The 13,894-nt window shown below is 53.3% G+C and carries 14 protein-coding genes; 1 reads left to right on the plus strand and 13 read right to left on the minus strand.

The features are described 5' to 3' along the window. Positions 1-11: 11 nt before the first annotated feature. The 9 genes from ACR1UW_RS14860 to sppA form a co-directional block, all read right to left on the minus strand. On the minus strand, positions 12-1,073 hold the full coding sequence (locus tag ACR1UW_RS14860) for a threonine aldolase family protein (RefSeq protein WP_014196543.1): 1,062 nt from the start codon (positions 1,071-1,073) through the stop codon (positions 12-14). A gap of 629 nt (positions 1,074-1,702) precedes the next feature. Further along, positions 1,703-2,236 (minus strand): MogA/MoaB family molybdenum cofactor biosynthesis protein, encoded by a 534-nt coding sequence (locus tag ACR1UW_RS14865; protein ID WP_498933909.1) that lies wholly within the window; start codon positions 2,234-2,236, stop codon positions 1,703-1,705. A 255-nt stretch (positions 2,237-2,491) separates the two neighbouring features. Then, on the minus strand, positions 2,492-3,682 hold the full coding sequence (locus ACR1UW_RS14870; RefSeq protein WP_237420700.1) for an acetate kinase: 1,191 nt from the start codon (positions 3,680-3,682) through the stop codon (positions 2,492-2,494). 198 nt (positions 3,683-3,880) lie between these two features. Next, positions 3,881-4,870 (minus strand): class I SAM-dependent methyltransferase, encoded by a 990-nt coding sequence (locus ACR1UW_RS14875; protein WP_237420701.1) that lies wholly within the window; start codon positions 4,868-4,870, stop codon positions 3,881-3,883. Positions 4,871-4,988: 118 nt separating this feature from the next. Continuing rightward, complete coding sequence (gene tpx / locus ACR1UW_RS14880; protein WP_033014480.1) at positions 4,989-5,489, minus strand: thiol peroxidase; 501 nt, start codon at positions 5,487-5,489, stop codon at positions 4,989-4,991. Positions 5,490-5,642: 153 nt separating this feature from the next. Next, positions 5,643-6,104 (minus strand): GerW family sporulation protein, encoded by a 462-nt coding sequence (gene ytfJ, locus ACR1UW_RS14885; protein ID WP_033007950.1) that lies wholly within the window; start codon positions 6,102-6,104, stop codon positions 5,643-5,645. An 11-nt stretch (positions 6,105-6,115) separates the two neighbouring features. Next, positions 6,116-6,805 carry a DUF2953 domain-containing protein gene (locus ACR1UW_RS14890; RefSeq protein WP_237420702.1) on the minus strand — a complete coding sequence of 230 codons (690 nt, stop codon included), beginning with the start codon at positions 6,803-6,805 and terminating at the stop codon, positions 6,116-6,118. Between the two features lie 100 nt (positions 6,806-6,905). Continuing rightward, positions 6,906-7,358, minus strand: coding sequence for an RDD family protein (locus ACR1UW_RS14895; protein ID WP_230581324.1), 453 nt, complete (start codon positions 7,356-7,358; stop codon positions 6,906-6,908). A gap of 31 nt (positions 7,359-7,389) precedes the next feature. Next, positions 7,390-8,397 (minus strand): signal peptide peptidase SppA, encoded by a 1,008-nt coding sequence (sppA, locus tag ACR1UW_RS14900; protein ID WP_237420703.1) that lies wholly within the window; start codon positions 8,395-8,397, stop codon positions 7,390-7,392. 110 nt (positions 8,398-8,507) lie between these two features. On the opposite strand from sppA, the gene ACR1UW_RS14905 reads away from it, so the two are divergent. Next, complete coding sequence (locus tag ACR1UW_RS14905) at positions 8,508-9,311, plus strand: NAD kinase (RefSeq protein WP_237420704.1); 804 nt, start codon at positions 8,508-8,510, stop codon at positions 9,309-9,311. Between the two features lie 163 nt (positions 9,312-9,474). Here the strand turns inward: ACR1UW_RS14905 and mbcS are convergent, their stop codons facing one another. The 4 genes from mbcS to ACR1UW_RS14925 all read right to left on the minus strand — a co-directional run bounded on the left by mbcS (position 9,475) and on the right by ACR1UW_RS14925 (position 13,847). Next, on the minus strand, positions 9,475-11,070 hold the full coding sequence (gene mbcS, locus ACR1UW_RS14910; protein WP_498933913.1) for an acyl-CoA synthetase MbcS: 1,596 nt from the start codon (positions 11,068-11,070) through the stop codon (positions 9,475-9,477). Positions 11,071-11,203: 133 nt separating this feature from the next. After that, a complete protein-coding gene (locus tag ACR1UW_RS14915; RefSeq protein ID WP_033009180.1) occupies positions 11,204-11,407 on the minus strand; it encodes an alpha/beta-type small acid-soluble spore protein in 204 nt (67 codons plus the stop codon). 81 nt (positions 11,408-11,488) lie between these two features. After that, positions 11,489-12,694, minus strand: a complete 1,206-nt coding sequence (gene thiI / locus ACR1UW_RS14920) for a tRNA uracil 4-sulfurtransferase ThiI (protein ID WP_237420706.1) — start codon at positions 12,692-12,694, stop codon at positions 11,489-11,491. Positions 12,695-12,701: 7 nt separating this feature from the next. Continuing rightward, the gene (locus ACR1UW_RS14925) at positions 12,702-13,847 is read right to left on the minus strand and encodes a cysteine desulfurase family protein (RefSeq protein WP_498933916.1); all 1,146 of its coding nucleotides are present in this window, start codon (positions 13,845-13,847) and stop codon (positions 12,702-12,704) included. Between the last annotated feature and the right edge of the window lie 47 nt (positions 13,848-13,894).

Below are 13,894 nucleotides of genomic sequence, written 5' to 3' on the forward strand. Positions count from 1 at the left end.
CCTCATTAACCTTAAGAAACATACATGACCCCTCTCGTCAACTCTTTGCATACTGCTTCAATAATATTAGCTGCTTCATCTATATCTTTTTCATTAACATTTCTACTAACCACAATCCTTACTTCATCAGGTAACCAAGGAAATAAAAGCAAGCCTTTTTTCTTGCACCTATCGACAAACTCAAATGAACTTATATGAAAGTTATTCACATGAAAAAAGATCATATTTGTTTCAACAGCATGAGGATCAACATACAGCCCATCTATTTTCGATAACATCATTGCTAATTTTTTAGTAAGCAGATGGTCTGTACGCAAATGGGATATATGATGTTTTAAAGCATGCAGTGCCGCAGCTGCATACATACCTATTTGATGAAACCCGGCTCCAAATTGTTTTCTGTAAATCCTAGCTTTGCTGATCACTTCTTTTCTTCCCATAAGCATCGACCCAAATGGAGCACCAAGTCCTTTTGCAAAACATACACTAAGTGAATCCACAAATTTTGCATAGTCCCTTAATGGAATGTTCGTTGCTACGTGTGCATTAAACAACCTTGCTCCATCCATATGTAAAGATATATTCTTCTCTCTCGTAAACCCATATAGTTGCTCAATTACTTTCAGAGGGAATATTTTCCCTTGATAATAATTAATGGTGTTCTCAATGGAAACTAATTGAGGGTGAGCGTAAAAAGGACCTCTAGGTTTAGAATGAATTAACTCCTCAACATGTTCGACTCTTAGGATCCCATCGGCAGTTCTGCATGTATGCAAAACGACTCTACTTAACATGGCAATCGAAGCACTTTCGTAAAAGTTTATATGATAGTTTGTTTCTGTAATCACTTCATTCCCTTCCGTTACTTGTGACTTTATAGCCAATTGATTAGCCATTGTACCTGTCGGAACAAACAGAGCATCCTCCACATGAAACAATTGTTTGCAATATTCTTCCAATTCAATAACACTGCTGTCCTCTCCATAACAATCATCACCTACCAAGGCATTGGCAATAACATTTCTCATTTCCTCTGTAGGCAAGGTCAATGTATCGCTTCTCAAATCAATCATCGAATGCACCTCCCTAAAATTACGTAATTACGTAATTACGTAATTACGTAATTACGTAATTAATGTTACTATTAATTTATTTTTTTGTCAACATTAATAAAAAAGATGTGTTCGGCTCTTCACCAAAACACAGGGGGTTTTGAGAAAATCTCCAACCTCTACACGTGAGGACAAATGGTAATTAGATGAATATTTGCTGTCTTTGTAAAGAAGCTAAATCGTAGGATGCATAAGGACACGAAGTCGAATTTGTCGCCGAACTGCCGAAAACGCCGAGCGGAAAAATCCAGCGGTTCATCCTGCGCAATCAAGAAAGGGAAAAGTCAATCAAGGCTTGACGAGTGAAAAGGGCTGATTTGTGCTACCCACAATCTTCTCAAAAAAGCCGCTAGGGACAAGCAATTGTCCTTGGTGGCGCAAATCAGGGGGTGAACAGAATAGGAATTTTCTTCCATTTGGTAAAATATACAAAAAAACAAAGAGGAGGGTGTCCCAAAAGGCTCGGGACACCCTTTCTTAACTATGATGTAGGCGTAAAACAATCTTGAAGAAACGATGTGTTGTGTTTTGTTTAAGAAAAAACAACCTTTTAGGTCAGCCCCCCCATTTCCGCTCATCCTCTCCTTTCGTCAAAGCGTCTTTCGCTGCTTCTCCCTATCCTTCCGAATCTCTCTCACCACATGCCCCAACTCCGGCAAAATGAGCTTCGTCATCGCGAGGCGCACAGCGCCGGTGGAGCCGGGAGTGCAAAAGACGGCGGTGTCCATCGCCACGCCGGCGACAGCGCGCGACAGCATGGCGGCTGGGCCGATGTCTTCCGTGTAGCTTAAGAAGCGGAACAGCTCGCCAAAGCCAACGAGCTCTTTCTCAAGCAGCGCACCGACCGTTTCGATCGTCACGTCGCGCTTGGCAATGCCGGTGCCGCCGTTTGTAAGCACCGCATCGACGTCAGGGCGGCGACAGCCGTCAAGCACTGCCTCGCGAATGGCGTCCGCTTCGTCTTTGACGATCTCATAGCCGACGACCTCATGCCCGGCTTCCGTGAGCAGCTCGATCATCAACCGGCCGCTTCGGTCGGTTTCCTCCGTTCTCGTGTCGCTGACGGTGATGACTTTGCAGCGGACGGTTTGGGGAGCTTCTTGTTTATGGGCAGCTGTGCTCATTCCCTCATCTCCTTTTGTCATTGTGTTGTTGGCTATAGTATAGCAAAAATGACCCAACTCTTGCCGGCTGCTTCTCGCTGGCGAAACGAAAGGAAAAGACCCCATCGTGAAATCAATGTCTTCCGCTCCGTCCGGAGTTGTTGAAACAAGAATCAAGCGCACCAAAGCGGCAAAACAAAAAAATGGCTGCCCCGTTTGTTTGGGGCAGCCGTTTTGGCCAAAATGGCTGCAACGATTCTGTTTATTACAATCCGCTTACAAATTCGCCAGCCGCATGACATCACGGGCGATCATGACCTCTTCGTTCGTCGGGATGACGAGCACTTTGACCGGCGAGTGCGGGTAGCTGATGAACGCTTCTTTGCCGCGCACTTTGTTTAGGATGGGATCCCAGTAAACTCCCATAAACTCGAGGCCGCGCAGCACTTTGGCCCGCACGACATCGCTGTTTTCGCCGATGCCGGCGGTGAAAATGATGGCGTCGACGCCGCACATGCGCGCCGCATACGAGCCGATGTATTTATGAATGCGGTTCGCAAACACTTCCAGCGCAAGTTCCGCGCGCTCATTTCCTTCGGCGGCCGCTTTTTCCAAGTCGCGCAAGTCGCTCGAGATGCCGGAGATGCCGAGCATGCCGCTCTTTTTATTCAGCACTTCAATCACTTCATCAGCGGTCATTCCTGTTTTTTCCATAATGTATGGGATAAGCGCCGGGTCGATGTTGCCAGAGCGCGTCCCCATCGCGACACCCGCTAATGGCGTAAAGCCCATCGACGTGTCGATCGATTTGCCGCCTTCGACCGCCGCGATGCTCGCCCCGTTGCCTAAATGGCACGAGATGAGGCGCAGCTGCTCGATCGGCCGGCCGAGAAGCTCCGCCGCCCGCTGGGTGACGTATTTGTGCGACGTGCCATGGAAGCCGTACTTGCGAATGCCGAATTTCGTGTAATACTCATACGGCAAGCTGTACAAAAACGACTGTTCCGGCATCGTTTGGTGAAACGCCGTATCAAAAACGGCGACGGCCGGCACGTTCGGCAGCACTTCCTGAAACGCGCGGATGCCGACGAGGTTGGCCGGGTTATGAAGCGGAGCGAGCTCGGACACTTCTTCGATTTGTTTTATCACCTCATCGGTGATCAACACCGAATCGCTGAACTTCTCCCCGCCGTGGACGACGCGGTGGCCGATGCCGTCAATTTCGTCAAATGACCGGATGATGCCATAGCGAATCAGTTTGTCAAGCAGCAGTTTCACCGCCACGGCATGGTTCGGGATGGAAGTGACTTCCCGCTGTTTCTCCCCGTTCACGACGATCGTAAAAATCGCGTCGTCAAAGCCGATCCGCTCGACGACTCCTTTCGTTAACACCGTTTCCGCCGGCATGTCAAACAATTGGAATTTCAACGAAGAACTTCCCGCATTAATGGCTAACACTTTTGCCATCGAACATACAGCTCCTTTTTGCCAAAATCCGTTCGCACTTACGGTTAGTGTGCGCGATTGGGCGCTGTTTCACTATGCCTTTTTCATTGTATGCCTCCCTTTTCTTCCTTTCAAGCGGCGTTTTCTTTCGTAATCGGTTGCAAGGAAATGTTTTTATGTTGTGAAAATAAAAACAGCCTCCAAGCAGGTTGGAGACTGTCAGCGCCCTTTTTCGTCGGCGATCCAGGCATCGATTTTCGCCATCATCGCCTGCATGGCCGTCTTGTTGGAAAAGCGCGGCAGTTCGGCGAGCAGCACTTGTTTCGGCGCTTTCGCCATCGGGCCTTTCTTTTGCAAAATGAATATGCTTTTCGCCGCCTGCTCGTGTTTAAACATGGACAGCGGCAACTGCAACAAGCCTTGAACGATGGCGGTTTCTTTTAAAAATTCATTCAGCTGTTCCGCCTGAGGGCTGGAAAACAGCATGTTCGGAATGAGGAAAAACAAATAGCCGCCGTCTTTTGTATAGCGCAAGCTTTGCTCGATCAACAAATGATGCGCATACGACCGCCCTTCTTTCGCTTTTAACACAAAGCGGCTGGCATTGGCGTCATCCGGGTAGTAGCCGACCGGCAAATCGCAGACAACGACATCGGCCGGTTCGACGAACAAAGGGCGCAGGCTGTCCTGGTTAAACAGCTGCACCGGGTGCTGCTGCAAGTTGGCGTTGACATACGCGAGTTTGACGAGCAGATCGTCAACGTCGGCGCCGTAGCTTTTCGCCTGCCGGCCGCCGAGCCCGTTTAACACGGCTGTAAGCAAATTGGCCGTGCCGACGGCCGGGTCCAGAATCGTTAGCGCCAAATGCGGGCGCGTGAACTGCCGGACGAGGTAGGCCAAAAACACACTGACCGCATCCGGCGTCATTTGGTGGTTCGGCTGGACGTGCTGGCGCATCCCTTTTAAGACGGCAAGCTGAAACGCCTTGCGGATGTGCTCGTTCTGAAACTGTTCGAGCCCCAATTCGCGATATTGCTTTTTCAACCGTTTCGCGTTCAGCTCGCTCACCTCATCTTGCAGCACGTCGCCGTGAAACAAATTTTCCCCTGTTTCCGCGACAGCTTCCAAATACGTGCATTGCAGCTCCTCCTGCAAAATGCGGGCCGTTTCATCCAAGACGGCAAACAGCCGCTCAACGGGTGTCATCATGCGTGCGTCCCCCTTTCTGCCCATGTCCCTTCTGTATATTGTACGTCCGTCCGCCCCGCCCCGCAAGGCAAACAGCGGCCAAAACGAAACGGCCCCGAACGGATCGGAGCCGTTTTCCTTATTTCGCCGCTTTCGCCGCTTCAATCGCCGCTTCGTAGTTCGGATGGTTCGTCACTTCCGGCACGTATTCGACGTATGTGACCGTGTCGTTGCTATCGATGACAAACACGGCGCGGGCAAGCAGGCGAAGTTCTTTGATCAGGACGCCGTACGCTTGTCCAAATGAGACGTCGCGATGGTCGGACAACACTTCAACGTTTTCGATGCCAGCGGCGCCGCACCACCGTTTTTGCGCAAACGGCAAATCGACGCTGATCGTCAGCACTTTCACGTTGTCAAGCTTCGACGCTTCCTCGTTAAACCGGCGCGTCTGCGCGTCACAAACACCGGTGTCAAGCGACGGCACGACGCTGATGAGGCGGACATGCCCCTTCGTATCGGCGAGCGTCACTTCCTGCAAATTTTGGTTCAACACGGTGAAGTCCGGCGCTTTGTCGCCGACTTTCACTTCGTTGCCGACGAGCGTGACCGGATTGCCTTTAAACGTCACTTGAGCCATGGCTTCTCCCCCTTATAGGAAAAAATATGTACCATCTCCATAGTAAAACGAAAAGGCGGCGTTTGCAATCGTTTTACTCGCCGCATCGCCCCTTTCGCCTGCGGCCCGCCAAAACAAAGCGCTGGACGAAACCCGATCCAGCGCCAAGCCCGGCTAAATGTCAAAATCGTTCGCGGTGGAAGACGCGCCGTCTTTTTTGTTTTTCTTCAACATCGCCTGGATTTTTTCGATGGCTTGTGGGGCGACATCGAGAATTTTTTCGTATAAATGCGTGCTTTCATCCAGATGGAGAAGTTTGACACCCGATGAGTTGACGACGAGAAACGCGATCGGGGTGATCGACACGCCGCCGCCGCTGCCGCCGCCAAACGGGTGCCCGTTCCCCTGTTGCTGCCCGTTTTGCCCGTTCGTTTGCGCCCCTTGGCCGTTTGTCTGGCCGTCAAGCATAAATTCGCTGCCGCCGGCCGCAAACCCGAACCCGACCTTCGACACCGTTAAAATGACGCTGCCATCCGGCGTCTCGACCGGATCGCCGATAATCGTGTTGACGTCGATCATTTGTTTTAAATTTTCCATCGCGGTTGTCATAAGCCCTTGGATCGGATGGTTCGTCATCATCATTCCTCCTAATAGCCTTCATTTGCCTGTCGCGCAGCGGAAAGGCTGCGCTTTGGCGGACGCCGCCTGCGCCAATGTTTGATGACGCGCAATCCTTCTACCATAGCATGCCCGATTCGGAAATGAAACATACATAAAAACGACGTTTCCGAGACGGCTCGGTCGTACACGGGAACGACCGCAATCACCGGGGTCGTTTTCATGTTCATGTACCGGCTCGCCGCTCCGATAATAGCGTATTTCAACGACCAGCCAAGCCCGACGAGCAGCCCGGTCGATGCCGCATCACCCGTTCCGATGTTTGTCTTCCATTCCCATTTGGTAATCGTCACATGGCGACAAAATTGTTTCATAATTTCATGAAAATCGATGACGTGCTCCAAAAACTGTTTTACTTTGCGAAAAAAGTCGGCGATTTTTTTCGGCGTCCATTTTCCTTTCTTTTCTTCCTTGCCGCGCGCCCCCCCCATCCCTTTTTTGTGGATGAACGCCACCCCGGGCGCTTCCGATTCGGTTTCCAGCTTGATGAGCGGAATGTGAATCGTGTAGCGGATGAGGCCAAACAGCGTGCGCACCACAATTTTGTATTCATCATCGTCCTGCCGATGGCGAAACACAACCGTCACGGAAAGTTTCATGAAGGCGGCAAGAAGGAACAACACCATAACGGCTATGGCGACTATGATTACGACTTTCAAGGCCCGTCCTCCCTTTCACCATATCATTGTCGCCATATGGAAAAAAAAATAAACCTGCCGCATGGCAGGTGAACAACGCCGTTTGCCCCGCAAAAGCCGGCTACTCGCGGATGACGATCGTATCGGCAAACTGGTCGTGCATTCCTTTTTTCTTTTCCGAAAAGGCGACAAACAAAAAGCCGACAAACAGCAATGTTTTGCTGATGAATTTGCCGATGACTTCGCGAAACAACACGGTCAGCCAGGTGAGCGGCCCTCCTTGTTCGTCGACGACTTTTAAACCGAACACCATCTTGCCGAGTGTCTGCCCGAACGCTTTCGTCATCAGCACAAAGTAGGCGTAAAAAACGACCGCCGCCGCCACCGAGGCCGGCGCAAACAACCCGTCCCGCTCAAGCGGCCAATCGAATAGGCGGAAAAGCGGCCAAACGACAAGCCGGTTGAGGCTCGAGACAACAATGACATCAAGGCAATACGCCCAAAAGCGAAGCCAAAACCCGCCGTAGCGGGGAGCGGGGTCCGCCGCATCACAGATGGACGCCGGCAGCGCCATCGATTGTGTGTCCTCCATTTCTTGATCCCCCCTATTCGGCGTACAAGTACATAAGCCGCGGCGAGGATGGGCGCGACAACAGGCGGATGAGCCCGGCCGCCTCGCTGTCCGGCTTTATCCGGTTTGACACCATCTCAAAGAGAGAGCTCCACGGCGCATCGTTCACGTATTTTACCACTTGAGCGCCGGTTAAATGATGCTCTTTTTTGAGCGCAGCGATCGCGTCATCCAAGTAGCCGAACTCGTCGACAAGGTGGAGCGCCTTCGCCTGTCGCCCGTCATAAATGCGGCCGTCCGCCAGCTTGCGCACCGTCTCTTCCGGCATCTTTCTCCCTTCGGCAACGACATCGACAAACGCCTCATACGATTGATCAATCAACCGCTGCAAAATGTCCCGCTCCGCCTCGGTCATTTTGCGCGCCGGATTCATGAGGTCTTTGTACGGCCCGCTTTTGATCGTGACAAGCTCGACGCCGTACTTCTTTGCCAGCCCTTCATAGTTGACGCTTTGCATGATGACGCCGATCGAGCCGGTGATCGTCTCCGGGCTGGCGAAAATTTTATCGCCGGCCGCTGCGATATAGTAACCGCCCGAGGCGGCCATGGTCCCCATCGATACATAAATCGGCTTGTTCGTCTTCTTTTTCAGCTTCATCAGCTGATCGTAAATTTCCGCGCTTTCCGCGACACCACCGCCCGGCGAATTAATGCGCAAGATGATCGCTTTGACGTCTCGATCTTCCTTCGCCTGTTTGATCATTTGCAAAAACGTTTGGTGATTGTACTGTGATGAGGAAAGAAACGACTCCGCTTCCCCCGCATCTTGAATCACTCCGTTCACTTCCAACACTGCGATTTTTTTCAACGGGTCGCCCTCGGCGATGACTTCTTCGCTAAATGGCGACTCCATGAGCGCCAGCCACCTTTCCGACCAGCCGCCCTCCTTGTCGGACAAAAGAACGCCAACCGCCTGAACAAGCACGGAGATCACAAACAAGGCGGCGGCGATGGCCAACGCCGTCCATCGTTTTCGATTCATCATCTTCCCCCCTTTGCATCGGCTGCCATATTTTTAGAATCGTGGCAAACGTGGTACAATATTCATTGTACATCGGTTCAAGATTCGACGCTACTAGGAGGATGCAAAATATGGATACCGAACGCAACCACCTTTATTTTTTTTATAAGCGCGACGATGAACTCGTCCGGCGAGTGAAACCGCTCATCGAATGGGCTGAGCGCGGGCCGTTTGTCGTTGTCGACGACTATCGGGAAGCGAACATCATTGTCAGCATCGGCGACGACGGCGCATTTTTGCAGGCGGTCCGGCAGACGGGATTTCTTCCTGACCGTTTGTACGTCGGCGTGTCCGTCTTGCCGGCGCGCGGGTTTTACTGCGATTTCCATATTGACGACATCGATCATATGGTGGAAGCGGTGAAAAATTGGAAACTCGAAGTGCGGCGCTACCCAATCATCGAAGTGACGATCGACGGCGCGGCTTCGTTTTTCTGCTTAAACGAATGTTCGATCCGCTCGCAAATCATTAAAACGATGGCGGTCGACGTGTTCATCGACGATTTGCATTTTGAGACGTTCCGCGGCGACGGCATTATCGTCTCGACGCCGACCGGCAGCACCGGCTACAATAAATCGGTGCACGGAGCGGTCGTCGATCCGCTCTTGCCGTGCTTTCAAGTGAGCGAACTCGCCTCGCTCAACAGCAACCGCTATCGGACGCTCGGCTCGCCGTTCATTTTGAGCGGCTCGCGGACGTTGACGCTGAAAATGTTGGAAGAAACAAGCCATTTTCCGATCATCGGCCTCGACAATGAAGCGCTCAGCATCCAGCATATTGAGCGGATTGACATTCGTTTAAGCGACCGGGTGGTCAAAACGGTGCGCCTAAAAGACAATTCGTTCTGGGAGAAAGTGAAACGCGTCTTTTTGTGAAGCGTGTGTCTGTTCTCCCGGCGAAACACCGGATCTAAAATGGCGAATCCGTTCGACGCGCATGCGGCAAGAGGGTGTCTCGCAACGAGACACCCTCTTGTTTGGTCGCCGCGCGGACATCGCTCCGCTTCTGGCAACGGCCAGCTCAACCGGCTCTTTCTACTTACGACGACCGGCCGTCGAGGCGCGCTTCCCGCTCGCGCAGCTCGACGCGGCGGATTTTTCCGGACGCCGTTTTCGGCAAATCGTCGACAAACTCGATTTTGCGCGGGTATTTGTACGGCGCTGTCAACTGTTTGACATGTTCTTGCAGCGCTGGAATGAGGGACGGATCGTCTTTGTCAACCCCCTCGCGCAAGACGACGAACGCCTTGACGACATGGCCGCGCACTTCATCCGGGCTGGCGACAACGGCGCACTCTTTGACGGCTGGGTGTTTGACAAGCGCGTCCTCGACTTCAAACGGGCCGATCGTATAGCCGGCGCTGATGATGATGTCATCGCCGCGCCCCTCAAACCAAAAATAGCCGTCCTCGTCTTTTCGCGCCTTGTCTCCGGTGATATAGTAATCGCCGCGGAATTGCATCGCCGTCCGCTCCGGATCTTTGTAGTAATATTTGAACAACGCCGGCGTTTCGACGTGGACGGCGATATCGCCGACAACGCCGACCGGGCACGGCTCGCCGTTTTCATCGATAATCTCGACGCGGTTACCCGGCGTCGGTTTCCCCATCGAGCCCGGTTTGATTTCCATTCCTTTCATGACGCCGACCAGCAGCGTATTTTCCGTCTGCCCGTAGCCGTCGCGCACTTCGATGCCGAAATGTTTGGCAAACGTGTCGATCACTTCACGGTTGAGCGGCTCGCCGGCAGACACCGCGCTGTGCAGAGCCGATAAGTTGTAGCGGCCGATGTCCGTCACTTTCGCCATCAGTCGGTATTCGGTCGGCGTGCAGCAAAGCACGTTGATTTGATATTTTTCAAGCAGCTGCAAATATTTTTCCGGCTCAAAGCGGCCGTAATAGACAAAGCCGGTCACCCCTGAGCCGAGCACCGACAAAAACGGGCTCCAAATCCATTTTTGCCACCCCGGCCCGGCCGTCGCCCAGACGAGGTCGCCTTCTTCGATGCACAGCCAGTTTTTCGCCGCCGTGCGCAAATGGGCGTACGCCCAACCATGGCAATGCACAACCCCTTTCGGATTGCCGGTCGTGCCGGACGTATACGACAGAAACGCCATATCGTCGCGCGAGGTGTCCGCCGCTTCGAGCGTTTCGCTTTCCTTCGCGATGGCCGCTTCAAGCGGCAGCCAGCCGTCATGCGCCTGCGCGCCGATTGAAAACTTCAACAGCCGGTCGACGCCGTCGATCGGAGCGAATTCGCCCACATACGGTTCATAGGCGACGACCGCTTTCGCTTCGCTATGGGACAGCCGGTATTGCAAATCTTTCGTCCGCAGCATCTCCGAGCTCGGAATGACGACAAGCCCGGCTTTGAGCGCCCCTAAATACACTTCATATGCCTCAATGAGGCGCGGCACCATAACGAGCACTTTGTCCCCTTTCTGAAGGCCATGCGATAAGAAAGCGTTTCCAATTTGATTGGCGCGCGCCATCAGGCGGCCGTATGTAATCTCGCGCGTTTCCCCCTGCTCATTTTCCCATTTTAACGCGATTCGGTCTGGATCGGCCGCCGCGTGCCTTTCCATTTCCGATGTTAAATTGTACCGCTCGGGCGCGATCAAGTCTTCCCGTCTCATCGTTTCTCCCCCTGTTCCTCGTTCGTTTGCCGGCGTCGGCATTTCCATTATACAAAATAGTTATTATATTTTGAATAATTTTTTGACATAAAAGCGGCGGGGGCATCCCCCGCCGCGAAGCCATCATATGAAATTAGAATTGGCGTGCGCCGCCCAATTGTTGTTGCGCCATGGCAACGAGGCGTTTCGTGATCTCGCCGCCGACCGAACCGTTGGCGCGGGAAGTCGTGTCAGCGCCTAAGTTGACGCCAAATTCTTGGGCGATTTCGTATTTCATTTGTTCGAGCGCTTGTTGGGCACCCGGAACAAGCAATTGATTGTTGTTGTTGCGTGCCATCTGTTTTCACCTCCTTGTACCTATAGAATGTGTGAAAACAGACGGCGATATGCAGCGATGCTTTTTGGTAAATTTTTAAATTCAAAACAGCTCGGCAAACTCATCGCCCTGCCCTGTTTCTTCATCAATGACGAGCGTTTCTGTGTCATTGACTGCCTTTTCCAGAAGCGGAGCGAGGTCGAGCTGGCTCTCATAATGGAACACTTTTTCTTTTTTTGGCTTCGTTTTCGGCGCTCTTGGCGTAAAAATGGTGCAACAGTCTTCATACGGAAGAATGGAAATATCATGTGTGCCGATTTGCTTCGCCAGCTCGATAATTTCAAGTTTATCCATCGAAACAAGCGGGCGCAAAATCGGGGTATTGGTCACCTCATTGATCACGTACATGCTTTCTAGCGTCTGGCTCGCGACTTGGCCGAGGCTTTCGCCGGTGACGATCGCCAGCGCCCGGTGGCGGCGGCGCAAAGCGTCCGTAATGGCCAGCATCGCCCGCCGGGTGGAAATGAGCGAATACTCGTTCGGCACCCCTTGGTAAATGGCTTGCTGCACTTCGGTAAACGGCACGATATGCAGCTTGATCGTTCCGCCGTACACCGTCAGCTTCCGCACCAAGTCAATGACTTTTTGCTTCGCTCGCTCGCTTGTATACGGCGGGCTGAAAAAGTGGACGGCCTCAATTTCCAAGCCGCGCTTCATCGCCAAATACCCGGCAACCGGGCTGTCGATGCCGCCGGAGAGCATGAGCATCGCCTTGCCGCTCGTCCCGACCGGCAGGCCGCCGGCGCCGAAAATGTCGCGGCATGTGACGTACGTGCCGTCTTGGCGCACCTCGACGCGCACGTCAATGTCCGGTTCACGCACGTTGACGGTCAGGCCGTCCGTCTGCCGCAAAATGTGCGCCCCGATTTCATGGTTCAACTCATCGCTCCGGTAGGGAAACTGCTTATTGACGCGGCGGGCGCTCACTTTAAATGTTTTTCCGTTGTGCGGCAGCTGCCGTACGGCGGCGAGCGCCGTTTCTTTGATCGCTGCCAGGTCGTTTTCGCATTTCATCGCCAGGCTGAACGAATGGATGCCAAACACCGTTTTCAGCTTGTCGATGATCGGCTCGTGCGGCTCACCGTTTAATAAAATGTACATCCGGTCGCGCATATATTCAATCTGAATACGGGGAAACGCCCGCAGCTTACGGGCGATGTTTTGTTTCAGCCGCCGCACGAACACATTGCGGTTTTTCCCTTTCGTCGTCATTTCACCGTAGCGGATTAAAATGCGGTCGTACTTCATTTCCATGTCATCCTGTTACCTCGCTTAACGTTTTGATCGCCTGCCTGATGGCGGCCACCGCTGGCGCGATCTCTTCTTGCGTATTGTCAAACGACAGGCTGATGCGGATGCCGCGCTCGGCCCGGTCTTCGCCCAATCCCATCGCCAGCAGCGTTTTGCTCGGCGCCTTTTTTTTCGACGAGCAGGCCGAGGTCGTCGAGACGTAAACGCCGCTTTTCTCAAGCTCATGAACGAACACTTCCGGCTTCAGGCCGGGCTTTAAGGAAAAGTTGATGATATGCGGAGCGGCGCCGTCGCGCGGCGTGTTGATCGCAATGTCCGGAACGGCCGCGAGCGCTTCCAGCCACTTGTCTTTGAGCTCCTTGAGCCGGCCGATGTCCCGCTCATACCGCTCCATGGCAAGGCGGAGCGCTTTGGCCATCGCGACGATGGCGGCGACATTTTCCGTGCCGGATCGGAGCCGCATTTCTTGGCCGCCGCCGGCCAACAGCGGCATCAGACGGACGCCTTCGCGGACGTACAGCGCACCGGCGCCGCGCAGCCCGTGAAATTTATGGGCCGATATCGTGCATAAATCAACGCCCGCTCGCTGCAAATCGAGCGGCACTTTGCAAATGCCTTGCACCCGGTCGACGTGAAACAGCGTTTTCGGATAGCGGGCCAAAAGCGCGCCGATTTCTTCGATCGGCTGCACGGTACCAACCTCGTTGTTCACATGCATGACCGAAACGAGAATCGTATCGTCGCGCAACGCACGCTCCACTTGTTTGGCCGACACTCTTCCGTCCCGGTCGACCGGCAAATACGTCACCTCAAAGCCGAGCTCTTCAAGCTGGCGGCACGGCTCGGCGACGGACGGATGCTCGATTTCCGTCGTAATGATGTGCCGGCCGCGCTGCCGGTACTGCCAGGCGACGCCTTTAATGGCCAAATTGTTTGCCTCGGTCCCGCCCGAGGTGAACACGATTTCGCCCGGCTTGACGCGCAGCATGGCGGCGACTTGTTCACGCGCCTGCGCGAGCAGCCGCTCCGCCTTCATGCCGAGCCCATGAAGGGAAGACGGGTTGGCGAAATAGCCGGATGCGACCGCAACGAACGAATCGATCGCTTCCGGAAACGGCTTCGTCGTCGCGCTGTTGTCAAGATAAATCATCGTTTCCATCCTCCGCTCGTCATCGGCAAATGTACACATAACCATAT

It is taken from the genome of Geobacillus lituanicus, from assembly GCF_050994965.1.
In the GTDB taxonomy this organism is placed as follows: Bacteria; Bacillota; Bacilli; order Bacillales; family Anoxybacillaceae; genus Geobacillus; species Geobacillus stearothermophilus.